This is a genomic window from Actinophytocola sp. KF-1 (assembly GCF_054661535.1).
The window spans coordinates 38,001-61,805 of sequence record NZ_BAAFVK010000017.1 but is presented as its reverse complement, the minus strand read 5'-3'; the positions used below and the strand labels follow the sequence as shown (position 1 = coordinate 61,805).

Here is a 23,805-nt window from a genome sequence, read left to right as displayed (position 1 = left end):
AAAGCGGCATTGGACGCATGAGTTCGGTGGGCGGATGCTGGCGGTAGGACGTCAGGTGTCGGAGGGAGCGCGGGATGGCCACGGTCGCGGAGCAGCTGGTGCGGACGCTGCGGGACGCCGGGGTGGAACGGATCTACGGGATCGTCGGCGACAGCCTCAACCCGGTCGTGGACGCGGTGCGCCGCACCGACGGGATCGAGTGGGTGCACGTCCGCCACGAGGAGGCGGCCGCGTTCGCCGCCGCGGCGGAAGCGCAGGTCACCGGCAAGCTGACGGTGTGCGCGGGCAGCTGCGGCCCCGGCAACCTGCACCTGATCAACGGGCTCTACGACGCGCACCGCAGCGGCGCGCCGGTGCTGGCGATCGCGTCGCACATCCCGTCCACGCAGATCGGGACCGGGTTCTTCCAGGAGACGCACCCGGCCGAGCTGTTCCGCGAGTGCAGCCACTACAGCGAGCTGGTCTCGGAGGCCGAGCAGCTCCCGCGCCTGCTGCGGATCGCCGTGCAGGCGGCCGTCGGCAAGCGTGGCGTGTCGGTGCTGTCGATCCCCGGTGACGTGGCCGACCGGCGTGCGGCCGGGCCCGTGTCGGTGCCGGTGACGCTGGTGCCGCCGTCGCCGGTGGCCCCGTCGGCCGAGGACGTCACGGAGCTGGCGGCGCTGATGAACGCGGCCGAGAAGGTCATGCTGTTCGTCGGCGCGGGTGCCGCGGGCGCGCACGACGAGGTGATGTCGCTGGCGACCGCGCTGGCCGCGCCGGTCGGGCACTCGCTCGGCGGCAAGGAGGTCATCCAGTACGACAACCCCTACGACGTGGGCATGAGCGGGCTGCTCGGCTACGGCGCGTGCTACGAGGCCATGCACGAGGCCGACCTGGTGGTGCTGCTGGGGACCGACTTCCCGTACGACAACTTCCTGCCGCAGGCACGCACCGTGCAGGTCGACGTCGAACCCGCGCACCTCGGCAGGCGGACCCCGCTGGAACTGGGTGTGCACGGTTCGGTCCGGGAGACGGTGGAGGCGTTGTTGCCGCTGCTGCGTACCCGGACAGACCGCTCGTTCCTGGACCGCATGCTGCTGCGGCACGCGCGGAAGCTCGAGCGGGTCGTCGAGGCGTACACCTCCGGGGTCGCGCAGCGGACGCCGATCCACCCGGAGTACGCGGCGTCGCTCGTGGACGAGGTGGCCGCCGACGACGCGGTGTTCACCGTGGACACCGGCATGGGCAACGTGTGGGCGTCGCGCTACCTGACGCCGAACGGCAAGCGCCGCGTGATCGGCTCGTTCCGGCACGGCAGCATGGCGAACGCGCTGCCGCAGGCCATCGGCGTCGCGCTCGCCCAGCCGGGCAGGCAGGTGGTGTCGCTGTCCGGCGACGGCGGGCTGTCGATGCTGATGGGTGAGCTGCTGACGTTGTCGACGTACGACGTGCCGGTGAAGGTCGTGGTGTTCAACAACGCGTCGCTCGGCATGGTGAAGCTGGAGATGCTGGTCGACGGGCTGCCCGACTACGGCACCGACCACCCACGGGTGGACTTCGCCGCGATCGCGTCCGCCTGCGGGCTGTACGCGGAGCAGGTGACCGACCCGGCCGCCATCCGCGGCGCGCTGGAGAAGGCGTTCGCCCATCCCGGTCCCGCCGTGGTGGAGCTGGTGACCGACCCGAACGCGCTGTCCATCCCACCGAAGATCACCGGCGACATGGTCCGCGGCTTCGCGCTGGCCGCGAGCAAGACGGTGCTGAACGGCGGCGTCGGCAAGATGATCGAGATGGCGCGCAGCAACCTGCGCAACACCCCGCGCCCCTGATCAGCTCCGGTCCACGATCGCCCGGATCAGCGCGTCCAGCGAACCGGGCGGTGGCACGTCGGCCATGTCGACGACCTCGGTGTTGCCCGCCGTGACGGCCCGGTGGAGCAGGAGCGTCGCGTACGGGTTGCGGGCCGCGTAGTTGCTGTTCAGCTCGCGCAGGACGGCGAGCAGCCGGTCCCGGGCGGGGTGGTCGGTCGCCGCCAGGGCCCGCAACAGCGCGGGGTCGACGTACTCCGCGCGAGTTTCCGGCGCGGCGGGCTTGCCCAGCGACGTGCGGACGTAGTCCCGCAGGTGCCGCACGCTCCGGAACGCCGCGAACTCCTCGCCGAACGTGATCGACCAGTCGTCCCCGTCAGCCCGGATCTCGGCGGTCGCACCCAGCGGTTCCCGTTGCAGGACCGAGGGAAACGTCCGGACGTGGAACGTGTGGTCCTCGCCGAACTGCCGGTAGAACCGCCCGCTCGTGACGGTGACCGGTCCCGCTTTCGCGACCCGGGCCGCACACGTCCGGACGATCGCCAGGTACGGCGCGATCTCGTAGTCCACGGTCAGCAGGCCCGCTGCCAGCGTCAGGCCGACCTCGTCCTCGCTCTCCCACACGGCCCGGTAAGGGATGCCCGATCCGGTTTCCGCGGCCGGGAACGAGTCCAGGACGGCGCGGACGTCGAACCGGTGCCGCACGTGCTCGGCCAGCCGGGACAGTGCCGGCCAGGAGCCGTCGTCGCCTCGGGTGGCCAGGATCGCCTGCAGCAGCACCGACTGCTCGTCGGTCGGATCGTCCCAGATGGTCTGCGCCACCCGGTCAGCCTATGCGAGCGGCGGTGTTCGACGCCGAGCGACGGAGAGGCACACGCCCGAGGCGCTCGCGGATGCCATTGCGTGGCGGGTTTCGCACGCTGTGTCCACGGGACAGCTGCCGCTGGAACTGGCGGCGGCCGACACGTCGATCTCGACGAGGGTGTCGTCAAGCTCGAGATCGAGCAGTCGAGCCAACTCCGCGACGGAGAACGTCAGTCGAAGCGGAGGTGTTTCAGGGTTGTCCACGTGCGGCGGGCGTAGGCCTGCAGGCGGGTGTCCGTGTTCGGGGTGAGGGTCACGCCTGCCGTGGTGGCGATGTGGTCCGCCACCTCGGGGATGGTGCGGTCGTCGGTCTGCACGTGGTGTGCGAACTCGGGGTTCCGCAGTCGGGACAGGCACTCGTCTACTTTGGATTCCGCCCACGTGTCCCTGCGCAGTCGCAGGCCGCGGCCCTGTAGGCGTTTCAGCACGGTTTCCCTGCGTGCCAGCAGTGAGAAGTGGTGGACCTCGTGGTCCATGTCGCGTAATCGGCCAACTGTCTCCTCGAAGTAGGTCGGGTCGATGACTGTCATGGGGGCGATCACCGGGCCGTTGTGCTTGCGCAGCACCAGGTCCAGCACCTCCACCACGCCCGCGCGCCAGGACTTCAGCTCCTGGAAGTCGGTGCGCAGGTGGTGGGGGAGCATTCCGCGCAGGCCGAAGCCCGCGCGTTCCGGGTCGCAGACCACGCTCGTGGGCAGGCGGCGCGCCAGCTCGTGCGCGGTCTGCGTCTTGCCGCCGCCGAAGGGGCCGTTCAGCCAGATCAGCATCACGCGCGTGTCAGCACCACCAGCGGGATCTCACGGTTCGCCTTCTTCTCGTGGTCGAGGAAGAACGGGTACAGCTTCGTGATCTCCGCCCATAAGCGGGCACGCTCGTCGCCCTCGGCGACGGTCGCGGTGGCCTGGTAGGTTTCGTCGCCTATCTCGACCTGCACCGACGGGTTGGCGCGCAGGTTCGCGTACCAGTCCGGCGCCTTGGGCGCGCCCGCGTTGGACGCCATGACCACCACCCGGTCACCGTCCGGGTGGAACATCATCGGCGTGGTGCGGTCCGCGCCCGTCTTCGCACCTCTCGTGGTCAGCAGCAGCAAGCGTTCGCGGCGCATGCCCTCGATCTCGCCGCCCGCGCGGAACTGTTCGATGACCTTGCGGTTGATTGCCTGGATGTCCATGGCCGACACGGTAGACCGGCGCACCGACAATTCAGGCCGTCGCTCCGGTGCTGCCGTTCTCGGCGCGGCCCGTGAGGCGCCTCCGGAAGTCCGGGCCGGTCACTTCCAGGTCATATCAACCACGATCGGTTGCCCAGTCGAGTGAACGGCGGTGCCCGGCACGCAGGTGGACCGTGGTGGCGCAGCGCGTGGACGCGGAGCGTCACGGTGGTCCGGCCGTAGTTCACCAGTTCGAGGGTTCCTTCGCGGACCGAGGCCGAGCGGCTTGCCGTCCTACCCGTCCTCGGTCGCCGCATGAGCACGACGACGTGCTCGCCACCCCGGCGGACCGGCGGCGCAACTCTTACTGCAGGTAGCCCTCCACGACGTTGCCGGGGCGGGCGGCCGCGTCGTCGGGGTTCTCCCCGGCCGAGCGGCGGGCGCGGCGCTGGCGCAGCAGGTCCCAGCAGGTGTCCAGTTCGACCTCGATGGCACGCAGCCGCTCGTGGTCGGGTTCCTCGCCTGCGCGCTCCAGCTTGTGCTCCTCGTCGATGAGCGAGCTGATGCGCTGCGAAATCTCCTTGTCGTCCATACCGTCCATGCTGGCAGAGTGCGGGCATGGTTGCCCACGTGATGGAACGCGCACGCGCCGCCCTCGCCGCGGCCAGGGAGACCGCGGACCGGTCCGGCCTGGCCTACGTCCGCGCGAAGGACGGCGACGGCCACGACACCGACGGCAACGCGGGACGCCGCGCGCTCGTCCTGTGGGCGGCCCAGTTCGACTGGCAACCCGCTGACCTGGCACTGCACCGGTTCCTCGCCGAGCAGGAGGCGCTGTGCCGGGGCTCGGCGCCGTTCCAGGGCACGAGCGACGAGCACGAGCTCGCCAGGTACCTCCTGGCCCGGCACCGCCTGGTCGACGACGTGTGGCGCCAGTGGTCGCTCAAGATGGCGAACTTCGACACGTCGTTCGCCTACGACATCGAGGCCGTCTGCGCGGCCGGGCCCGCGGCGACACTGGCCTACGTGCGGTCCAGCGGCCACGAGGAGCGGGACGCCCTGCTCGCCCGGTTCGAGCAGAACCTCCCGGCCGACGACGACGTCGAGCGCTACTTCGCCCGCAAGGCGCGGTGGTTCCCGGCTGCGGCGGACCCGTCCGTCTGGGACGATCGCGCCGAGACCCTCGAGTACCTGGAGGCAGTGCGATGACCGACGTGCCGGCCCCGGTCCAGCGGCTGCTCGACGCCGCCAACGGCGGCGACATCGACGCCTTCCTCGCCGGGTTCACCGAGGACGGCGTGGTCGACGACTGGGGCCGCGAGTTCCGGGGCGCGGGCGCGATCCGGGGGTGGAGCGACAACGAGTTCATCGGCAAGCAGGTCAGCCTCGACGTCACCGAGGTGGCGCGGAAGTCCGGCGAGACCGTGGTGACCGCGCAGGTCGGCGGCAACGGCTTCAACGGGCCGAGCCACTTCTCGTTCCGCGTGGCCGGTGACCTCGTGTCGCGGATGACTATCCGCGAGTGACGCGGTCCAGGAACGCCCGCAGGTTCGCCATGGTCCGCGTGATCTGCTGGTCCAGCGGCAGCGAGTCGTGGGCGCGGGCGCCGGGTTCGGTCTCCTTCTTGCCGCGCACGTACAGCGAGCACGCCAGGTCGGCGCACAGGTAGGAGCCGACCGAGTTGCCCTGCTGGCCCGCTTTGCCCGCCTTGCGCGCGGTCATGAGGGACACGCCGTCGCCGCTGTGCGTGGTCAGGCACAGCGCGCACATCGAGCGGCGGCTGCCCGCCGGTGGCGTCGCGCGGCGCAGTGCCACGCCGAGCAGGCCGTCGCCGTCCTCGACGACGAGGTAGGCGCGGTCGGGGGCGCTCGGGTCCCGCCAGCCCAGGAAGTCGAGGTCGTCCCAGGGGTGGGTGGCCAGGTCCTTCGGGACGGCCAGCCGCTTCGCCTCGCCCTTGCTGCAGTTGACGAAGGACGTGCGGATCTCACGTTCGGTGACCGGTCTCATGGATCCGACGGTAGGTCGCCTATGAGGTTTAGGCAAATCATTAAAGAGCCTAGGACGGTTCGCGGGTCAGCTCGTCGACCACGGCCTCGAGCGTTGCCCCGTCCCCGGTGTCCACGGCACCGGCGAACAGCGCCAACGCCGCTGTGCCCAGCGTGCTGCGCCTGCCGGCCTCGTCGAACACGTGGTGGTTCGGGTCGCTCGCCACCCGGAGCGCGAGGCCCTCGTTGAGCGCGGTCAGCATCATCGCCAGGTCGCGTGGTGTCAGCCCCGGGCGCAGTGCCAGGCCGCGGCTGGACAGGACCGAGTCGATCAGCCGCTCCCACGCCTCGATCACGTGCTCGTACAGCGACGACAGCGACTCGTACAGCCGGTGGTCCCGCATCGCGAGCACGACCGCCGAGTACCGGAAGCGCATCGAGGTCGAGCGGGCCGACAGCATCGTCCTGCGGAACGCGACCTCGTGCACGACCGAGGAGAACTCGCCGTCGGCGAACGCGCTCCCGGCCTGCTCGGCGAGCACCGCGTCCCACGGCATCCGCTGCGCGCGCAACACGTACCGGGTCAGGTCGGAGACGTAGTCCGGGAAGTACGCCCAGCGGTCCCGGAAGGACCCGACGGTGCCCTGTCTCGGCAGTGGCTCCGGGCCGTTCGCGACCTCGGCGATCACCGTCTCCCTGGTCAGCGTGGCCAGCGGCCGGCGCAGCCGGTCCTCGTCACCGGCCGGGTGCGCGCCGAACTCGCGCTCCAGGATCCGGAAGCCCGCCTCCAGGTAGGCGCGGGTGAGCGGGTGGTTCGCCAGCCGTCGCGTGGCCGCGGCGTTGCGCCGGTGCACGTTCAGCACGACGTCGGTCAGGTCGTCGTCCAGGCTGCGGTAGGACATCGCTGCCTCCCCCTCCGGACCTCCCCGCTGGGAGGTCCCGACAGGACCGTCCGGCACGGCCGTGTCGCGCGGCGCACCGGTTGCCATACCAAGGTTCTCATCGGAACGCCGATGGGAGAACGCCATGCACATCAACTGCTCGTTCGGCGCCATGGTCCGGTTCTGCCTGTTCCTCCTCGTGCTGGGAGTGGTGGCAGGCGCCGCGATCGCGGGCTGACCGTCACGTCGCGGCTCTGCGGAGGTGGACCCGGTACGAGTAGTGCTCCGGCAGGAAGTACGAGATCGCCAGTTCCACCGGTTCGCCCCTGGTGGAGTGGTACGTGCGGTCCACGCGGAGCAGGGGCTCGCCGGTGGCGCAGGGCAGGTGGGTGGTCGCCGGGGGTGCGGCCGGCACCGCCGTGATGCTCTGTTCCGCCTCCGCGATGGGGAAGCGGGTGTCGACCATCGCGATGACCGTGGTCGCGCTGGTGGCGCCCGGGGACGTCAGCGTGGGTTCCGTCGCGAGGGACTCGGCGACCCGGGGTGGGAGGTGGACCGTGGTCACGCAGAACGGGACGTCGTTGTGCAGCCTGCGGAACACGACCGTGTGGACCACGTCCCCGGTCAGGCGCAGGCGGCTCGCGGCGTCGACGTCCACCCGGCGCCGGAGAGGGGTGATGATCTCCAGCCTGGTGTCGATGGACAGGCCCATGAGGTCGTCGATCGTGCCGAACTGGCGCAGGTAGCGGCCGTCCCGGGGCGCGGCGAAGGTGCCCCTGCCCGGCACGCGGTGGACCAGGCCGTCCGCCACCAGGTCGTGGAAGGCCCGCCGCACGGTCTGGCGGCTCACGTGGTGCTCCGCCGCCAGTTCGGCTTCCGTCGGCAGGCGCACGCCGTCCGGGTACCTGCCCCGCACCAGTGCGTCGCGCAGGGCCCGCGCCAGGGCCTGGTAGGCGGGTTCGCGGTTCATCAGGCCGGAAGGCCCCGGGCGACCAGCTGGGCGGCGATGACGTTGCGCTGGATCTCGTTCGTGCCCTCGCCGACGATCATCAGCGGGGCGTCGCGGAAGTAGCGTTCCACGTCGAACTCCGTCGAGTAACCGTAGCCGCCGTGGATGCGGACCGCGTTCAGCGCGATCTCCATCGCCGCCTCCGAGGCGAACAGCTTGGCCATGCCCGCCTCCATGTCGGCGCGTTCGCCCGCGTCGACGCGGGCCGCCGCCAGCAGCACCAGCTGGCGGGCCGCCGTGTACTTCGTCGCCATGTCGGCAAGGTAGTTGCCGATCGACTGGTGCTTCCAGATGGGCTTGCCGAACGCCTCCCGTTCCTGCGCGTACCGCAGGGCGTCGTCGAGCGCCGCCCGCGCCACCCCCAGTGCGCGCGACGCCACCTGGATCCGGCCCGTCTCCAGCCCGGTCATCATCTGCGGGAAGCCCTCGCCCTCCGTGCCGCCCAGCAGCGCCGACGCCGGCGCGCGGTAGCCGGCGAACGACAGCTCGCAGCTCTCCACGCCCTTGTAACCCAGCTTCGGCAGGTCACGGGACACCGTCAGGCCCTCCCCGTGCTCGACGAGCAGGATGCTGATGCCGGCGTGCCTGGGCGTCGCGTGGGGATCCGTCTTGCACAGCAACGCGATCAGGCCCGACCGGCGGGAGTTCGTGATCCACGTCTTGGTGCCGTGCACGACGTACCCGTCGCCGGTGCGGCGGGCCACGGTCGTCATCGCCTGCAGGTCCGAACCGCCGCCCGGCTCGGTGAGGGCCATCGTCGCGCGCACCTCGCCCGTCGCCATGCGGGGCAGGTACCGCTGTTTCTGTTCCGCCGTGCCGAACCTGGCGATCAGCTTCGCGACCACCGTGTGGCCGCCCATCGCGCCCGCCAGGCTCATCCACCCGCGCGCCAGCTGCTCGGTCACCTGCACGTAGCACGGCATCGACACCGCGACCTCCCCGTACGGCTCGGGGATCGCGAGGCCGAAGACGCCGAGCTCCTTCATCTGCTCGATCAGCCGCTCGGGGTAGGTGTTCGCGTGCTCCAGCTCGCGCACGACCGGGCGCACCTCGCGGTCCACGAACTCCCGCACGGTGTCGACGATCGCCTGCTCTTCCTCGGTCAGCATGGTGTCCTCAGATCGCTCGTGCGGCGCGCAGTGCCGCGATGTCGTCGTCGGTGCGGCCCAGCGCGCGCAGGACCCGCTCGGTGTGCTCACCGGGCGCCGGGACCGGGTTCATCACCGGTTCCACACCACCCAGGTCCGCGGGCGGGCGCAGCGCCTCGATCACCCCGCCCGGGCTGCCCACCTCGCGCCAGCGCCCGCGTCCGGCCAGGACGGGGTGGTCCAGGAACTCGGCGACCGAGTTGACGCGCCCGTTCGCCACGCCGGCCTCGTCCAGCAGCGCCACGGCGTCCGCGGTGCTCAGCGCGTCGAAACGCCGCTGCAGCAACGCGTTCAGCGCCTCCCGGTGGGTGACGCGGGCCGAGTTGGTGGCGAACCGTTCGTCACGGGCGACCGCCGGGTCGCCCAGCAGCCGGTCGCACAGGGCCTCCCATTCGCGTTCGTTCTGCACGGCGAGCACGACGGGATCGCCGTCCTTGCTGGTGAACGGGCCGTACGGGGCGATCGTCGCGTGTTCCGCGCCGACGCGCCTCGGCTGGTGCGGCCCGTAGCGCGTGTAGTAAGCGGGGGAGCCCATCCACTCGGCCAGCGCCTCGAACAGCGACACCTCGACGGTCGTGCCCTCGCCCGTGTTCGCCCGCCGCAGCAACGCCGTCAGGATGCCCGAGTACGCGTACATGCCCGCCGCGATGTCGGCGATCGAGATGCCGACCTTCGCCATGTGCCCCTCGGTGCCGGTGAGCGACACGACGCCGGTCTCGCACTGGACGAGCAGGTCGTACGCCTTGCGGTGCGCCCACGGGCCGTCGGTGCCGTAGCCGGAGATCGTGCAGTGCACGAGCCGGGGGTTCAGCGCCCGCAACGGTTCCGCGTGCAGGCCGAGCCGTCCCGCGGCGCCGGGGGCGAGGTTGTGCACGAACACGTCCGCGTCCGCGATCAGCTCGTCGAGGATCTCGCGGGACGCCGGGTGCTTCACGTCGAGCGTCACGGACTCCTTCGACCGGTTGAGCCACACGAAGTAGCTCGACTGGCCGAGGACCGACTCGTCGTAGCGGCGCGCGAAGTCCCCGCCGCCCGGCCGTTCCACTTTGATCACGCGGGCGCCGAGGTCCGCGAGCTGGCGCGTCGCGTACGGGGCGGCGACCGCCTGCTCGACGCTGACGACGGTGATGCCGGACAGGGGCAGGGTCACTGGACCTCCTCGGTCAGCAGGGCACGGGCGGTCGTCCAGTCCCATTCGCCGTCCAGGCCGCAGTCCGCGAGCTTCTCCGCCAGTTCCGCGTCCGTCGGCGGGCGGTCCGGTGCGCCGGGCGGCAGTTCCTCGACGAACGTGCGCGTGCCGTCGAGCGTGATCGTCACCTCGCCGGTCAGCAGGCCCTCGCCGCCCTCGGTGGTTTCCAGCTCCACCAACGAGATCAGCCGCTGCGCCGCCGGCCGCCGGACGGCCGCGTCGGTGAAGCTCGCGAACCCTGGCCTGCCGTCCAGCAGGGCGGCGGCGATCGCGTACTCCATGCTGAACTTGCCCTGCAGGCCCGTCGTCGGGCGGTGGTGGATCAGCGGCTGCGTGCTTGCGGCCGGGGTGCGGACGTGGATGCTCCGCACGTCGCCGGTGACGCCGCGCAGGGCGCTGATCGGGCGCTGCAGTGCGTAGCAGCAGGGGTGGAGCTTGATCGCGAGTCCACCCGGGACGGCCGGGCCGTCGAGGTCGACCGCGGCCGGGTCGCCGCCCAGCAGCGTCAGCCACTGGTCGAGCGCGGTGACGTCCGCGGTCGCGCCCGCCGCGGCCAGCCGGGCCGCCCGGACACCGGCGTCGGCCGCCAGCCCGACCTGCAGCGCCTTCCCGTCCCTGCCGAAGGCGCGTTGCACGCCACCCGCTTGCGGCACGGCGAGGGCGAGTGCGTTCGCTGTCTGTGCGGGGGACAGGCCCAGTGCCACCGACGCCGCGACGGCGGCGGCCGGGGCGCCGGCGGTGCACGTGACGTGCCAGCCGCGCGTGTAGTGCGCCCAGCCCAGGGCCGTGCCGAGCCGCGCCATGACGCCCGCGCCCGCGAGGTACGCCGACGCGTCGCCGCCCGCGGCCAGCGTCGCGGGGACGCACACGACGCTGATGTGCGCGGTCGACGGCAGGTGCAGGTCGTCGAAGTCGAGGACGTGCCCGACCGCCGCCCAGCGTGCCGCGTGCGGGAGGTCCTTCGTGAGCGCGCGCATGTGGCTGTCGCGGGCGGCGACGGTGACCGCGACCGTGTCGGTCAGCGCGCGGTGGGCCAGGTCCAGGTCCGCGTCCGTGGGCTCGTACTCGTGCGCCCAGCGCGCCAGCAGCTCGGCCGTGGTGGCCATGGCACTCCTTCCGGCCAAATGTACGGCCAATTTCACATCGCGTTGTGCAGGGTGTCAACTGGGCCTACCGTGAGTTTGGCCGGATGTTTGGAGGACACGTGGAGATCGTGGACGGCCCGTGGTTCGACGAGCTGTCGGTCGGCGACCGGTTCGACGGGGCGCCGTCGGTGACGCTCACCAGCGGGCACGCCGCGGTGCACCAGGCCGTGCTGGGCGACCGGCTGCGGCTGCCGCTCGACGACGACCTGGCGCGCGCGGTCACCGGGGCGGCGCCGCTCGCGCACCCCGCGCTGGTGTGGGACGTCGCGATCGGGCAGTCGACGGTGGTCACCAGGCAGGTGCGGGCGAACCTCTTCTACCGCGGGCTCGCGTTCCACCGGTTCCCGCTGATCGGCGACACGTTGCGGACCGTCACCGAGGTGGTCGGGCTGAAGGAGAACGCGCGCAAGCCGGACCGGCCGCCGACCGGGCTCGCGGCACTGCGGATCACGACCGTCGACCAGCACGACCGGCCGGTGCTGGACTTCTGGCGGTGCGCGATGCTGCCGCTGCGGTCGGCCGAGCCGACCGGGCACGCCGACGACCTGTCGACGGTCGGCCGGTCCGGCACGCCGGAGGTGCCCGACTGGGACCTCGGCGCGTTCCGCGCCCGCGTGCCGGGCGAGCACGCCGGTGCGATGGCCGTCGGGCGGCGGTGGCGGGTGCCGGGCGGCGACGTCGTCTCGAACGCGCCCGAGCTGGCTCGGCTGACCGTCAACATCGCGACCACGCACCACGCGGGCGACCCGCGCCTCGTCTACGGCGGGCACACGATCGGTGTCGCGCTGGCGCAGGTGTGCCGGGCGATCCCGAACATCGTGACGGTCGTGGCGTGGGAGAGCTGCGACCACCTCGGGCCCGTGCACGAGGGTGACACGCTGACCAGCGAGATCGAGGTGCTCGCGGTGGCCGGTCACCTCGTGACGCTGCGGTCCGTGGTGGACGGCGTGCTGGACTGGCGGTTCACGGCGGTGCTGGCGTGATCGCGGACGCGCGGTCGTTCCTGTTCGTGCCGGGCGACCGGCCGGACCGGTTCGCGAAGGCGGACGCCGCGGGCGCCGACGTCGTGGTGCTGGACCTGGAGGACGCCGTGGCCCCCGCCGCGAAGGACGCGGCCCGCGAGCACGTGGCGGCGTGGCTCGGGGGCGGGCACACGGCGGTGGTGCGGATCAACGCGGCGGGGACGCCGTGGCACGCAGGCGACCTGGCCGCGGTGCGGAACGCGGCGGCGGTGATGGTGCCGAAGGCCGAACAGCCGGAGGACCTCGACGGGCTGCCGTCCGTGCTGCCGTTGGTCGAGACCGCCCGCGGGATCGCGGCCGCCGCCGAGCTGTGCGCGGTGGCGGGCGTGGTGCGGCCGGTGTTCGGCAGCATCGACTTCGCGGCGGACATCGGCGTGGACCCCTTGTCCCGCACGGCGTTGCTGCACGCGCGGTCCACACTGGTGCTCGCCGCGGCGGTGGCCGGGTGCGCGCCGCCGGTCGACGGCGTCACCACGGCGCTGTCCGATGTGGACGCCGTGCGCGCCGACACCCGGCACGCGGTGGAGCTGGGGTTCACCGGCAAGCTGTGCGTGCACCCGAGGCAGGTGCCCGTGGTGCACGAGGCGTTCCGGCCGTCGGCGGCGGAGATCGCGTGGGCGCGGTCGGTGCTCACGGCGGGCGACGGCGTCGCCGCGGTCGGCGGGCAGATGGTGGACCGGCCGGTGCTGCTGCGGGCGCGCAGGATCCTCGACCGCGCGGCGAAGTAGGCTGGCCGCATGGACGTGGCGGACCCCGACCTGGTCCGCGCGCTGCGGGCACTGTCGAACCCGGTGCGGCTGCAGCTGCTGCGGTGGTTGCGTGAGCCGGAGCGGCACTTCGCACCGGAGAACGTGGTCGACGTCGGGGTGTGCGTGAGCCACATCCAGGCCAAGGCGGGGCTGGCGCAGTCGACGGTGTCCGCGTACCTGGCCGAGCTGGAGCGGGCCGGCCTCGTGCGGTCGACCCGGGTCGGGAAGTGGACCCACTACAAGCGCGACGAGCAGCGGATCGCCGACCTCGTCGAGGTGCTCGGGCAGAGCATCTGACGGGAACCGGTGTGCGGGACGCGACTTGTCCTTCATATCGAGAATCTGCGATACTTCGATATGTGAGACATGACATGGGGACGTTCGGGATCTACACGTTCGACTTCGAGCACCAGCCCGCCTCGCTGGTGCGGGACGAGGTCCAGGAGCTCGACGAGCTGGGGTGGCGGGGGCTCTGGTTCCCCGAGGTCGGCGGCAGGGAGGCGTTCTCGCTGGCCGGGTTGCTGCTCGCCGCGTCGGAACGGGTCCGCGTCGTCAACGGCATCGCGAAGGTCACCGCTCGGGAGGCGTGGGCGGCGCACGGCGGCGCGGCACTCCTGGCCGACGCCTACCCGGACCGGTACCTGCTCGGGCTCGGCGTCAGTGCCGGGCGACCGGGCGTCACGCCGCTCACCCTGATGAACGGCTACCTCGACGAGCTGGACGCGTTCGAGACCCCGGTGCCGCGGGTGCTCGCCGCCTACGGGCCCAAGATGCTCGCGCTGGCCAGGGATCGGGCGCTGGGGGCGCACACCTACCACGTCACCGTCGCGCACACCGTGCAGGCACGCGAGATCCTCGGGCCGGACAGCTTCCTCGCCGTCGAGCACGCGGTGCTCTTCGAGACCGAGCCGGCGCGGGCGCGGGCGATCGCGCGTGAGCACCTGCACCCCTACCTGACCACCCCGTTCAACGTGGCGAAGTTCCGCAGGCTCGGGTACGGCGACGACGAGATCGGGGGCGGCGGCAGCGACCGCATCGTCGACGACCTCGTGTTCTGGGGTGAACCGGACTCGATCGCGGAGCGGTTGCGGGCGCACCTCGACGCGGGCGCCGACCACGTGGCCGTCCAGGTGATCGGGGTGGAGAAAGGGCAGTCGGCGCTGCCGCAGTGGCGGGTGCTGGGGGACGCGCTCAGGCCGCTGCGGGCAGGGGTGTAGTCGGCAGGGCCGGGGCGGGGGCGCGGGAGAGCATGACCGCGGTCGTGTTGTCCCGCGCCCCCGCCGCCATGGCGGCCGCGACCAGTGCCTCCGCCGGGTCGGCCGCGGTGCGCAGGACGGCGGTCATGGCGTCGTGGGTGAGGGTCTTGTGCACGCCGTCGGTGGTGAGCAGCAGGTTCGCGGTGCCGGTCGAGCTCAGGCCGTACTCGTCGGGCGCCGCCGTGCGGACGCTCGTGGTCACGAGGTGCTCCATGCGGGGCTCGACACGGCCGCCGCGGTCGCGGACGTACTGCGCGAGCGTGTGGTCGCTGGTCAGCTGCCACAGGTCCACGCCGTCCCACGCGTACGCGCGCACGTCGCCCACCCACCCGATGTGGTAGCCACCCGCGTACGGCTGGGCCACCACGAGCACGCAGTCGCCGTCGACGACGGCCCTGCGGGCGGCGGACAGAGCGGCGCTCGGCCCCGCCGTGGCAGGCACGCGGACCGCCGCGTGCACCGCGGCCATGGCCGCCCGGGCGGCGGCCACGCTGTCCCCGACGCCGTCGGCCAGCGCCACCACGCCATCCGCCGCGGCCACGGCGTCCGCGTTCACCGACCGGGGTCCCCGCCGGCCGGCCGTGCGCCATACCGGTTGTGGTTGCATCGCGGCCTCCTCACTCCCTCTACGACCGAGGATCCGGGCGCGAGCTGTGAGATCGCTGAGGACGCTGTGAAGATCGGCTGTGGAACCAGAGCGCCGGACTCCGGGCCGGTCCCCGGAGCCCGACGGTCACGGTCGAATCAGCAACCGCACTTGCCTCCGCAGCAGTCGCTGCTACCGCAACCACCGCACCCGCAGCTACACCCGTCCACCAGCATGCCGACCTCCTGCCTGGGAACTCTCTGCGCACAAAATGGTACGGCGGGTCGCGACCACGCCATATCCCGCAAACGTGTGGCGATATGCGCACAAACCCGCGAGTCGCCCTCCCAGAACCCGCGAGTCGCCCTCCCAGAACCCGCGAGTCGCCCTCCCAGAACCCGCGAGTCGCCCTCCCAGAACCCGCGAGTCGCCCTCCCAGAACCCGCGAGTCGCCCTCTCGGAACCCGCGAGTCCCCCGTTCGGGACGTCCGAGTTGGCGGTTCGCGACATGGCTTCCGGCTCGGAGGTCGCGAACGGGAGACTCACCGGTCGCGAACGGGAGACTCGCGGGTTCTGGACGGGAGACTCGCGGGGTCTGGGCGGGGGACTCGCGGGGTTACGGGGTTGCGATCAGTAGGGATGCTCGGATTGCCTGGGCTCGGTCTGCGTGGCGGCGGGCTGTTGCCGGGTCGCCTCTCGTCTCGTACAGGCGGGCCAGGAGTTCGGCCACGTCCGCTTCCGAGCGGCGGTCGCCGTTGCGGTGGTGCAGGTCGAGTGCGGTGGCGAGGAGCCGGTCCGCGTCGGCAAGGTCGCCGTCCGCCAGGCACAGCTCGCCGAGGCTCTGGTTGGTGTAGCCGACGCAGTGCTCGTCGTCGAGTTCGCGGAAGATCACGAGCGCCCGCGCGACGTGCTCGCGTGCCGCCACCAGGTCGCCGCGCTGCTGGTGGAGCGCGGCGATCCGCTTCAGCGCGTGCGCCTCGCGGTGCCGGTCGCCGATGGCGGCGCACAGTTCGTACGCGTCGGTGAACCAGCGGCCCGCCGGCGCGAGGCAGCCGAGCGCGAGCCACACCGAACCGGCCGCGAGCCGGGCCACCGCCTCGCCGTGCCGGTCGCCGACCCGCGCGAACAGCTCGAGCGCGGCGTGGCAGTGGTCCAGCGCCCGTTCGTGCTCGCCGAGCAGCCGCAGCACCGTGCCGAGCCCGGCACGCGCGACCGCGGCGCCCTGCGCGTCGCCGATGCCGGTGAACAGGACGCAGGCGTCGGTGAACGCGGACTCGGCGTCGGCGTACGCGTCGCGGTACAGCGCGACCTGGCCGAGGTTGCGCAGCACGATCGCCTCGCCGCGCTGGTCCCCCGCCCGGCGGGCCGCGGCGAGCGCCACCGCGTGCGTGCGCTGCCAGTCGTCCTGGTTGCCGCGCAGGTCGAAGTACGGCGCGAGCGTGGTCGCGAGCCGCCACGCGTGGTCGTCGGCGCCCCACGCCTCGGCCAGCGACACCATCGCGACGCACGCGCGGTGCTCGGCCTCGAACCACGCCGCCGGCGCCGCCATCGGTGCGGCGGCCACCGGCAGCACACCGAAGTACGGCATCCCGGCCGCCGCCGCCGACGCCCGCGCGAGGTAGCCGTCCAGCACCCGCAGCACCGCGGCGCGGTCCTTCTCGGACAGCTCGGCGGCGTAGCAGCGCAGCAGGTCGTGCAGCCGGTAGCGGGGCGCGCCGGTGTCGTCGGAGCCGACCAGCTCGACGAGGTGGTTGTCGACCAGCAGGTCCAGCACGTGATCGGCGGACTCCCGCCCCAGCAGCGCGCCGACCACCCACCCCGGCCACCGCACCGGCCCGAGCAGGCCGAGCAGCCGGAACGCCCGCGCCGCCTCGGGTGGCAGGGACGCGTAGGTCAGGCCGACGCTCGCGCGGACGGCGAGGTCGCCGACGGCCAGCTCGTCGAGGCGGCGGCGCTCGTCGCGCAGCCGGTCGGCGAGCGTGCGCAACGCCCAGCCGCGGCGGTGCGCGAGACGGGTGCCCGCCACCCGGATCGCGAGCGGCAGGTGCCCGCAGAACTGCAGGATCGCGGCCGCGCTGTCCGGCTCGGCGCGGGTGCGGGCGGCGCCGACGATGCCGTCGAGCAGCCGGGCGGCCTCGGCGTCCGGGAGGACGTCCAGCTCGACCGGCCGCGCGCCGACCAGGTCGGGCAGCATGACCCGGCTCGTCACCAGCACCGCCGACCCGCCCGCGCCGGGCAGCAGCGGGGCGACCTGGGCGGCGTTCGCGGCGTCGTCGAGCACGAGCAGCACGCGGCGGGCGGCGAGCGCGGACCGCAGCAGCGCGGTGCGCTCGGCGAGGCCGTGCGGCAACTCGGTGTGGCCGAGCGCGCGCAGCAGCTCGGGGAGCACGTCGGCGGGCCGGCGCGGGGACGCCGAGGTGCCGGCCAGGTCGACGTGCAGCTGACCGTCGGGGAACGACGCGCGCACCAGGTGGGCGACGCGCACGGCCACCGCCGACTTGCCCACCCCGGGCGGCCCGGACAGCACCACCACCGTGGGCCGGGCACGGTTGCGGACCTGCTGTACGAGGTCGTGGACCACGTCGTCGCGGCCGGTGAAGTCGGGCAGGTCGAGCGGCAGCTGGCAGACGGGGGAGAGCGCGGCGAGCAGCGCGGCGCCGGGTGCGGCGCCCAGCTCGTCGCGGAGGATGCGCTCGGCCTCGGTGTAGGCCTGGATGGCGTCGGCGCGGCGGCCGGCCGCGGTCAGCGCGTGGATGAGCAGCTGCCACAGCTCCTCGCGGAGCGGGTGGTCGCGGAGCATGCCACGCAGCTCGGCGGCCGCCGCGTCGTGGTCACCGCGTTCGATCCGCGCCCGCAGCCGGTCCTCGCGCGCCGACAGCCACATCTCGGTGGCGCGGGCGGCGGTCGCGTCGAACACGTGGCTCCCCGGCAGGTCCGCGAGGAACGGGCCGCGCCACAGGTCGGGGTCGCGGGTCTCCTCGAACCGGCAGAGGTCGATCTCCCCGGGCTCGGCGCGCAGCAGGTACCCACCGGGCCGGTGCTCGATGCGGTTGTCGAGGAGGCGGCGCAGACCGTGCACATAGGTCCGCACGTTGGCGGCGGCGGAGCGCGGCGGGGACTCCGGCCACAGCACGTCCACCAGCACGTCCGTGCTGACCGCGCTGTTCGGTCGCATGAGGAGCGTGGCCAGCAGGAGACGCGGCTTGGGTCCGCCGAGCGCGACGAGACGCCCCTCGACTTCGGCTTCGAGAGGCCCGAGCACGCGGAACAGGACCGTCACCACCGACTGAGATCGTATGCGCGGAGTGTGCGAAACGGAACCGGCTGTGATGGGTTGGCCTGGTTGGAGCTTTCGGGCACCGGCACGCATCGCCCATTCGTCGGAGAGGACACGACATGCCAGACGAGGCCGCGGCGCTGGCCGCATTCGGTTACGAACTCGGGGTGCTGAAGCGGGTGCGGCGTTCCGGCTGGTGGCATGCGGGCGTGCGGGACCCGGAGTCGGTCGCCGAGCACACCGTGCGGGTCGCCCAGCCGGCCGCGATCATCGCGGCCGAGGACCGCCGAACTGCCCGGGCGGTCCCGCGAGCTGGTCCGCGGCGCCGTCGACGAGTACGAGTCACGGATGACGGCCGAGGCGTTGTGTGCCAAGGACGCCGACAAGTTGGAGATGCTCCTGCAGGCGGTCGAGTACCGCGAGGTCGGTGTCCGCCGCGTCGGCGAATGGATCGAGTCGGCTCGCAGTGGACTGACGACGCGGACCGGCAGGCGGATCGCTGCGGCGGCGGTCACCCTTTCGCCGCTTGCCTGGCGTGCCCGTTGAGTCGCGTTGTGTCCCGCGACCTGGCGGAATGGCTGGTCCGCGGCCGCCGTCCTCACCAGCCGCCGCGTGTTCAGGCGCGGGCAATGTCGCATGCCTGAAACATTCGCGAACGTGGCAGTAACACGCGCTCCTTAGCGTCCTCATCAGCCGAATCGAGGAGGACAGCGCGTGACGATTGCGGCCAGCCCGTTACCACTGAGCACCGGCACCGTCGACACACACTGCCCATACTGCGCCCTTCAATGTGGAATGCGGCTCACGGGTACCGAGATCGAACCGCGTGACTTTCCTGCCAACCGGGGTGGTCTCTGTCAGAAGGGGTGGACCGCCGCGACGTTGCTCGGGTCGCCAGGCCGGCTGACGACGCCACTGGTCAGAGTGGACGGCGAGCTGCGGCCGACGAGCTGGGACCGGGCCCTCGACCTGGTCGCCGACCGGATCATCGAGTTGCAGGCCGGCCACGGGCGGGACGCGGTCGCCGTGTTCGGTGGGGGTGGGCTGACCAACGAGAAGGCGTACCTCCTCGGCAAGTTCGCCCGGGTCGCGCTCGGCACCTCGCAGATCGACTACAACGGACGGTTCTGCATGTCCTCGGCCGCCGCGGCCGGGACCAGGGCGTTCGGCATGGATCGTGGGCTGCCGTTTCCCGTCGAGGACCTCCAGGGCGCCGGCACGATCCTCCTGGTCGGGGGTAACCCCGCCGAAACCATGCCGCCGTTCGTGCAGCACCTGCGGGGTGCGGAGCTGATCGTGGTCGACCCGCGGCGGTCGGCCACCGCGGAGCTGGCCACCCTGCACCTGCAGCCCGCGCCCGGCACCGACCTGGCGCTCGCGCTCGGCATCCTGCACGCGGTGGTCGCCGACGGTCACCTGCGCCACGACTACCTCGCCGCGCGCACCACCGGCTTCGACGACGTATGGCGGATCGCCGCCGCCTGGTGGCCCGAGCGGGTCGAGCGGGTCACCGGTGTCGCCGCCGCCGACCAGCGGGCCGCCGCCGCCATGCTCGCCGCCGCCGGCAACGCCTACGTGCTGACCGCGCGGGGGACCGAGCAGCACGCCCGCGGCGCCGACACGGTCAGCGCCTGGATCAACCTCGCGCTGGCACTCGGCCTGCCCGGCAGGTCGGGCTCCGGGTTCGGCTGCCTCACCGGTCAGGGCAACGGGCAGGGCGGCCGCGAGCACGGCCAGAAGGCCGACCAGCTCCCCGGCTACCGCAAGCTCGACGACCCGGCCGCCCGCGCGCACGTCGCCGCCGTCTGGGGCGTCGACCCGGACGATCTGCCCGGGCCCGGCCGGTCCGCTTACGAACTGCTCGACGCCGCGCCGAAAGGGCTGCTCGTCTTCGGCAGCAACGTGGTCGTGTCCGCGCCGCACGCCGGACGCATCACCGAGCGGCTCCGGGGCGCCGACCTCCTCGTCGTCGCCGACGTGGTGATGTCCGAGACCGCCGCCATGGCCGACGTCGTCCTCCCGGTCACGCAGTGGGCCGAGGAGGACGGCACCATGACCAACCTCGAGGGCCGCGTCCTGTTGCGCCGCAAGGCGGTCAGCGCACCGGTCGGCGTGCGCAGCGACCTGGAGGTCCTGCGCGGGCTCGCCACCCGGCTCGGGCAGCCGGCGGACCGGTTCCCCGCCGACGCGGAGACCGTGTTCGACGAGCTGCGGCGGGCGTCGGCGGGCGGGATCGCCGACTACGCGGGCGTGTCGTACGACCGGTTGCGCGCCGGGGAGGCGCTGCACTGGCCGGTGCCGTCCACCGACCACCCCGGCACGCCCCGCGCGTTCCTCGACCGGTTCGCCCACCCCGACGGCCGCGCCCGGTTCGTCGCGGTCGACCACAGTGGACCCGCGGAGCCACCCGACGACGAGTTCCCCTTGCAGGCCACCACGGGCCGCGTGCTGCAGCACTACCAGTCCGGCGCCCAGACCCGGCTCGTGCCCGAGCTGAACGCGGCCGTGCCCGAGATGTACGTGGAGGTCCACCCGGACACCGCGGCCAGGGCCGGGCTCGCCGACGGGGACGTGGCCGACGTCGTGTCCCGGCGCGGCACGGTCCGCGCGCGGGTGCGGTGCGTGCCGACGATCCGCGTCGACCTGGTGTTCCTGCCGTTCCACTTCCCCGGCGACGCGCGGGCGAACCTGCTCACCAACCCCGCGCTGGACCCGGCCAGCCGCATGCCCGAGTTCAAGGTGTGCGCCGTGCGACTGGAGGCAACGCCGTGAGAAGGATCGTCATCGCCGGGTACGGCATGGCCGGGTCCCGGCTCGCGGAGGAGATCCGCAGGCGCGACACGGAGAACGTCGCCGTCACCGTCGTGGGCGCGGAACAGCACCCCGCCTACAACCGGATCCTGCTGTCCAGTGTGGTCGGTGGCGGGATGACCCCGGCGATGGTCCGGCTGCACGACGAGGACTGGGCGCACCGGCACGACGTCGACCTGCGGCTCGGTACGACCGTCACCGGCATCGACCGCGGGGCGCGGAAGGTGGCCCTCGACGACGGCACGAGCGTGGACTACGACGCGCTCGTGCTCGCCACCGGCAGCCGCCCGTGGCTGCCGCCGACCGAGGGCCTCGTCGTGGACGGCGCCGTCGCGCCGGGTGCGGTCGCGTTCCGCACCCTCGACGACTGCGAGAAGATCGTCGCCGCGTCGCGGCCCGGTGCGCCGGTCGCGGTGGTCGGCGGCGGGCTGCTCGGCCTCGAAGCCGCCAGGGGACTGGCGAGCCGCGGCAACCTCGTCACGGTCGTGCACCCGGTGGGCCACCTGATGGAACGCCAGCTCGACCCCGGCGCGGGCGCGGTGCTCGCGGCCCGGCTCGCCACGCTCGGCATCGAGGTGCGGCTGAACGTGAAGGCCGCCCGGTTCGTGCCCGGCGACGGGCTGAAGCTCGACGACGGCACCCACGTGCCCGCCGACCTCGTCGTCGTGTCCGCGGGGGTCATCCCCGAAACCGGCCTCGCGCAGGACGCGGGCCTGACCGTCGAACGCGGCATCGTCGTCGACGACCTGTTGCGCACCGACGACCCCCGCGTGCACGCCATCGGCGACTGCGCCCAGCACCCCGGCACGGTCTCGGGGCTCGTGCAACCCGCGTGGGAGCAGGCCGCCGTGCTCGCGGACCTGCTCACCGGCGCCCGGCCGGCCGCCCGCTACCGCGGCACCCCGGTCGTGACCCGGTTGAAGGCCAAGGACGTGGACCTCGCCGCGCTCGGCGACGTCCACGCGGCCGTGGACAGCACGGACGCCGAGGTCCTCTGCCTGTCCGACCCGGCGGGTGGCCGGTACGCCAAGCTCGTCCTGCGCGACGACCGGGTGTCCGGCGCCATCGTGCTCGGCGCGCCCGACGCGGCCGCCGCGATCACACAGCTGTACGACCGGGGGATCCCCGCTCCGTCCGACCGGCTGGCGCTGCTGCTCGGCCGCGCACTCCCACCGGGTGCCTCGGCCGCGCACAGCCCGGCAGACCTACCGGCGGCGACAACGGTGTGCCGCTGCAACACCGTCAGCAAGAGCCAGCTGGTGAAGGCGTGGCGCGGCGGTGCCCGCGGCGTCGCGGGCCTCGCCCAGGCGACCCGCGCGACCACGGGGTGCGGCGGCTGCCGCGACACCGTCACCGCCATCGCCGGCTGGCTCGCCACCGCCGATGAAGGCACGGCCTGAACCCTCCCGAGGAGACCGCGACGTGACCGCCACGATCGAATCGACGCCCGCACCCACCCGCCGCAACGGCCGCTGGATCGACGACTGGAACCCCGACGACGAGACGTTCTGGGAGACCACCGGCAAGCGGATCGCCCGCAAGAACCTCGTGTTCTCGATCTTCGCCGAGCACCTCGGCTTCGCCATCTGGGTGCTGTGGTCGGTGGTCGTGATCAACCTGGCGAACGCCGGGCTGCCCATGACGCTGTCGGAGACGTTCTGGCTGACCGCGATGCCGAACCTCATCGGGTCGGCGCTGCGCATCCCGTACACGTTCGCGGTGCCGCGCTTCGGCGGTCGCCTGTGGACGGTGATCAGCGCGAGCCTGCTGCTGATCCCGGCGACCGCGCTGGCGGTCGTGGTGCCCAGCGGGTGGCTCGCGAGCCAGTCGCACGACACGCAGTTCTGGGTGCTGCTGGCCTGCGCGGCGACCGCGGGTGTCGGCGGCGGCAACTTCTCCTCGTCGATGGCCAACATCTCGTTCTTCTACCCGGAGCGCAAGAAGGGCCTCGCGCTCGGTCTCAACGCCGCGGGCGGCAACCTGGGCGTGGCCGTCGTGCAGCTGGTCGTGCCGCTCGTGGTGATCATCGGGGTGCCGACGGCCGCGGCGCGGCTGCCGCAGCACGAGGTGCACCTCGCCTACGCCGGGCTGATCTGGATGCCGTTCGTGGTGATCGCGGCGCTGTGCGCGTGGTTCTTCATGGACAGCATCACCCACGCGCGCTCCGACGCGAAGTCCTACGTGTCCTCGTTGCGGCACGGGCAGACCTGGATCATGTCGATCCTCTACATCGGCACGTTCGGCTCGTTCATCGGGTACTCGTTCGCGCTGCCGCTCGTCATCAAGAACACCTTCCCGGAGTTCCTCGCGCAGCACCCGTTCATCGCCACCTACCTGGCGGGCCTCGGGTTCGTGGGCGCGCTGATCGGGTCGGTGGCCCGACCGTTCGGCGGGTGGCTGTCCGACCGGATCGGCGGCGCGCGGGTGACGCTGTTCTGCTTCGTCGGCATGGGCCTGTTCACCATGCTCGCGATCGTCGGGGTGAACGCGCACAGCTTCGCGTTGTTCTTCTCCTCCTACATGGTGATCTTCATGCTCTCCGGTGCGGGCAACGGGTCCACGTACCGGATGATCCCGGTGATCTTCGGTGAGCTGGGCCGCAAGGAGGCCGCGGAGAAGGGCCTCGACGCGGGCCGGACCGCGCTGAAGTTCAAGCGGGAGGCCGCCGCGGTGATCGGCATCGCCGGTGCGATCGGCGCGTTCGGCGGCTTCCTCATCCAGCTGATCTTCCGGCAGGCGAGCCTCGGCGTCACCGCGAAGGTGGCCGCCGCGGACACGCTCGCCGCGAAGCAGGCGGTGGCGGCGGCCAACGACGACTGGTCGACCTCGGCGCTGTACGTCTTCCTCGCCGCGTACGTCGTCTTCGCGTTCATGACCTGGTTCTACTACCTGCGCAGGAGCTTCGCGGTCGCCCGCGTCCCGAGCCTCGCGCACGCGGGGGTGTAG

22 protein-coding genes and 1 pseudogene are annotated in these 23,805 nt (G+C 72.6%); 11 read left to right on the top strand and 12 right to left on the bottom strand.

All coding sequences use genetic code 11. The features are described from left to right. Positions 1-74 precede the first annotated feature (74 nt). Positions 75-1,808, top strand: coding sequence for a pyruvate dehydrogenase (locus ACYQ77_RS39105; protein WP_459721348.1), 1,734 nt, complete (start codon positions 75-77; stop codon positions 1,806-1,808). Here ACYQ77_RS39105 and ACYQ77_RS39100 read toward each other — a convergent pair whose 3' ends face one another. From ACYQ77_RS39100 to ACYQ77_RS39085, 4 genes are all read right to left on the bottom strand, one after another. Then, positions 1,809-2,609 carry an RNA-binding protein gene (locus ACYQ77_RS39100; RefSeq protein ID WP_459721346.1) on the bottom strand — a complete coding sequence of 267 codons (801 nt, stop codon included), beginning with the start codon at positions 2,607-2,609 and terminating at the stop codon, positions 1,809-1,811. Positions 2,610-2,821: 212 nt separating this feature from the next. Then, positions 2,822-3,418, bottom strand: coding sequence for an AAA family ATPase (locus ACYQ77_RS39095; protein ID WP_459721343.1), 597 nt, complete (start codon positions 3,416-3,418; stop codon positions 2,822-2,824). Next, positions 3,418-3,822, bottom strand: coding sequence for a nitroreductase family deazaflavin-dependent oxidoreductase (locus ACYQ77_RS39090; RefSeq protein ID WP_459721340.1), 405 nt, complete (start codon positions 3,820-3,822; stop codon positions 3,418-3,420). Before ACYQ77_RS39090 ends, ACYQ77_RS39095 begins: the two co-directional genes overlap by 1 nt. 343 nt (positions 3,823-4,165) lie before the next feature. Next, positions 4,166-4,393: a DUF2630 family protein gene (locus ACYQ77_RS39085; protein ID WP_459721678.1), complete on the bottom strand. Its 228-nt coding sequence runs from the start codon at positions 4,391-4,393 to the stop codon at positions 4,166-4,168. Positions 4,394-4,419: 26 nt separating this feature from the next. Between ACYQ77_RS39085 and ACYQ77_RS39080 the strand changes: the two genes are divergently transcribed. Both ACYQ77_RS39080 and ACYQ77_RS39075 read left to right on the top strand, forming a co-directional pair. After that, positions 4,420-5,010, top strand: coding sequence for a hypothetical protein (locus ACYQ77_RS39080; protein ID WP_459721337.1), 591 nt, complete (start codon positions 4,420-4,422; stop codon positions 5,008-5,010). Next, a complete protein-coding gene (locus ACYQ77_RS39075; RefSeq protein WP_459721334.1) occupies positions 5,007-5,327 on the top strand; it encodes a nuclear transport factor 2 family protein in 321 nt (106 codons plus the stop codon). Before ACYQ77_RS39080 ends, ACYQ77_RS39075 begins: the two co-directional genes overlap by 4 nt. On the opposite strand, the gene ACYQ77_RS39070 is transcribed toward ACYQ77_RS39075, so the two are convergent. From ACYQ77_RS39070 to ACYQ77_RS39045, 6 genes are all read right to left on the bottom strand, one after another. Continuing rightward, positions 5,314-5,808: an FBP domain-containing protein gene (locus tag ACYQ77_RS39070; RefSeq protein ID WP_459721332.1), complete on the bottom strand. Its 495-nt coding sequence runs from the start codon at positions 5,806-5,808 to the stop codon at positions 5,314-5,316. The genes ACYQ77_RS39075 and ACYQ77_RS39070 overlap by 14 nt on opposite strands. Before the next feature lie 49 nt (positions 5,809-5,857). Next, complete coding sequence (locus tag ACYQ77_RS39065; protein WP_459721329.1) at positions 5,858-6,688, bottom strand: TetR family transcriptional regulator C-terminal domain-containing protein; 831 nt, start codon at positions 6,686-6,688, stop codon at positions 5,858-5,860. A 220-nt stretch (positions 6,689-6,908) separates the two neighbouring features. Beyond that, entirely contained in the window at positions 6,909-7,637 is a 729-nt protein-coding gene (locus ACYQ77_RS39060) for a GntR family transcriptional regulator (protein ID WP_459721326.1), read from the bottom strand. After that, positions 7,637-8,785, bottom strand: a complete 1,149-nt coding sequence (locus ACYQ77_RS39055) for an acyl-CoA dehydrogenase family protein (protein ID WP_459721324.1) — start codon at positions 8,783-8,785, stop codon at positions 7,637-7,639. The genes ACYQ77_RS39060 and ACYQ77_RS39055 overlap by 1 nt, the downstream gene beginning before the upstream one ends. A 7-nt stretch (positions 8,786-8,792) precedes the next feature. Continuing rightward, positions 8,793-9,974, bottom strand: a complete 1,182-nt coding sequence (locus ACYQ77_RS39050) for a CaiB/BaiF CoA transferase family protein (RefSeq protein WP_459721321.1) — start codon at positions 9,972-9,974, stop codon at positions 8,793-8,795. Further along, positions 9,971-11,119 (bottom strand): MmgE/PrpD family protein, encoded by a 1,149-nt coding sequence (locus ACYQ77_RS39045; protein ID WP_459721318.1) that lies wholly within the window; start codon positions 11,117-11,119, stop codon positions 9,971-9,973. The genes ACYQ77_RS39050 and ACYQ77_RS39045 overlap by 4 nt, the downstream gene beginning before the upstream one ends. 98 nt (positions 11,120-11,217) lie before the next feature. On the opposite strand from ACYQ77_RS39045, the gene ACYQ77_RS39040 reads away from it, so the two are divergent. The 4 genes from ACYQ77_RS39040 (at position 11,218) to ACYQ77_RS39025 (ending at position 14,146) form a co-directional block, all read left to right on the top strand. Then, positions 11,218-12,141 carry a MaoC family dehydratase gene (locus ACYQ77_RS39040; protein ID WP_459721315.1) on the top strand — a complete coding sequence of 308 codons (924 nt, stop codon included), beginning with the start codon at positions 11,218-11,220 and terminating at the stop codon, positions 12,139-12,141. Continuing rightward, complete coding sequence (locus ACYQ77_RS39035; RefSeq protein WP_459721312.1) at positions 12,138-12,908, top strand: HpcH/HpaI aldolase/citrate lyase family protein; 771 nt, start codon at positions 12,138-12,140, stop codon at positions 12,906-12,908. The genes ACYQ77_RS39040 and ACYQ77_RS39035 overlap by 4 nt, the downstream gene beginning before the upstream one ends. Positions 12,909-12,917: 9 nt before the next feature. Next, on the top strand, positions 12,918-13,226 hold the full coding sequence (locus tag ACYQ77_RS39030; protein WP_459721309.1) for an ArsR/SmtB family transcription factor: 309 nt from the start codon (positions 12,918-12,920) through the stop codon (positions 13,224-13,226). Positions 13,227-13,300: 74 nt separating this feature from the next. Next, positions 13,301-14,146, top strand: coding sequence for a TIGR03620 family F420-dependent LLM class oxidoreductase (locus ACYQ77_RS39025; RefSeq protein ID WP_459721676.1), 846 nt, complete (start codon positions 13,301-13,303; stop codon positions 14,144-14,146). Here ACYQ77_RS39025 and ACYQ77_RS39020 read toward each other — a convergent pair. After that, positions 14,121-14,741 (bottom strand): PP2C family protein-serine/threonine phosphatase, encoded by a 621-nt coding sequence (locus tag ACYQ77_RS39020; protein WP_459721306.1) that lies wholly within the window; start codon positions 14,739-14,741, stop codon positions 14,121-14,123. The two genes, ACYQ77_RS39025 and ACYQ77_RS39020, sit on opposite strands and share 26 nt — an antisense overlap. A 646-nt stretch (positions 14,742-15,387) precedes the next feature. Further along, a complete protein-coding gene (locus ACYQ77_RS39015) occupies positions 15,388-18,054 on the bottom strand; it encodes an AfsR/SARP family transcriptional regulator (protein WP_459721304.1) in 2,667 nt (888 codons plus the stop codon). 113 nt (positions 18,055-18,167) lie between these two features. On the opposite strand from ACYQ77_RS39015, the pseudogene ACYQ77_RS39010 reads away from it, so the two are divergent. The 4 genes and pseudogenes from ACYQ77_RS39010 (at position 18,168) to ACYQ77_RS38995 (ending at position 23,805) form a co-directional block, all read left to right on the top strand. Further along, positions 18,168-18,594 (top strand): annotated as a pseudogene (locus ACYQ77_RS39010) (HD domain-containing protein). Positions 18,595-18,789: 195 nt separating this feature from the next. Then, positions 18,790-20,820 carry a molybdopterin oxidoreductase family protein gene (locus tag ACYQ77_RS39005; protein WP_459721674.1) on the top strand — a complete coding sequence of 677 codons (2,031 nt, stop codon included), beginning with the start codon at positions 18,790-18,792 and terminating at the stop codon, positions 20,818-20,820. After that, positions 20,817-22,259 (top strand): FAD-dependent oxidoreductase, encoded by a 1,443-nt coding sequence (locus ACYQ77_RS39000; protein ID WP_459721301.1) that lies wholly within the window; start codon positions 20,817-20,819, stop codon positions 22,257-22,259. Before ACYQ77_RS39005 ends, ACYQ77_RS39000 begins: the two co-directional genes overlap by 4 nt. Before the next feature lie 22 nt (positions 22,260-22,281). Further along, a complete protein-coding gene (locus ACYQ77_RS38995) occupies positions 22,282-23,805 on the top strand; it encodes an MFS transporter (protein ID WP_459721298.1) in 1,524 nt (507 codons plus the stop codon).